Origin of the sequence: Zoogloea oryzae (assembly GCF_030161255.1) — a bacterium.
Lineage (GTDB): Bacteria > Pseudomonadota > Gammaproteobacteria > Burkholderiales > Rhodocyclaceae > Zoogloea > Zoogloea oryzae.
Window position 1 is genome coordinate 1 of the sequence record NZ_BSPX01000312.1, and the last position, 597, is coordinate 597.

At 64.3% G+C, this 597-nt stretch carries 1 protein-coding gene; it reads right to left on the minus strand.

Annotated elements, in window-relative coordinates; all coding sequences use genetic code 11:
* A partial coding sequence (locus QQK25_RS23520) for a phosphomethylpyrimidine synthase ThiC (RefSeq protein ID WP_284190126.1) occupies nt 1-597 on the minus strand: 597 nt, incomplete at both ends.

The window sequence follows — 597 nt, forward strand, 5'->3', positions numbered from 1 at the left end:
CGTGGATGGTGAAGTAGTCGACGCCCTGCTCAGCCTGCTCGATGAGCGTGTCGCGGAAGATCTCCCAGGTGAGCTCCTCGGCCTTGCCGTTCACCTTCTCGAGCGCCTGGTAGATGGGCACGGTGCCGATGGGCACGGGCGAGTTGCGGATGATCCACTCGCGGGTTTCGTGGATGTTCTTGCCGGTCGAGAGATCCATCACCGTGTCGCCGCCCCAGCGGGTGGCCCAGGTCATCTTGTCGACTTCCTCGTTGATGGAGGAGCCGAGCGCCGAGTTGCCGATGTTGGCGTTGATCTTCACCAGGAAGTTGCGGCCGATGATCATCGGCTCGGACTCAGGGTGGTTGATGTTGTTGGGGATGATGGCGCGGCCGCGGGCCACTTCGGCGCGCACGAACTCGGGGGTGATCTCGGCGGGAATCGCCGCGCCGAAGTCCTGGCCCTTGTGCTGGCGGCCCAGCAGCTTGACCATCTTCTCGCCCATCGGGCCGGTGTTGCGGAGGTTCTCGAGGTAGGCGGCGCGGTTGAGGTTCTCGCGGATCGCCACGTATTCCATCTCGGGGGTGATGATGCCCTGACGGGCGTAGTGCATCTGCG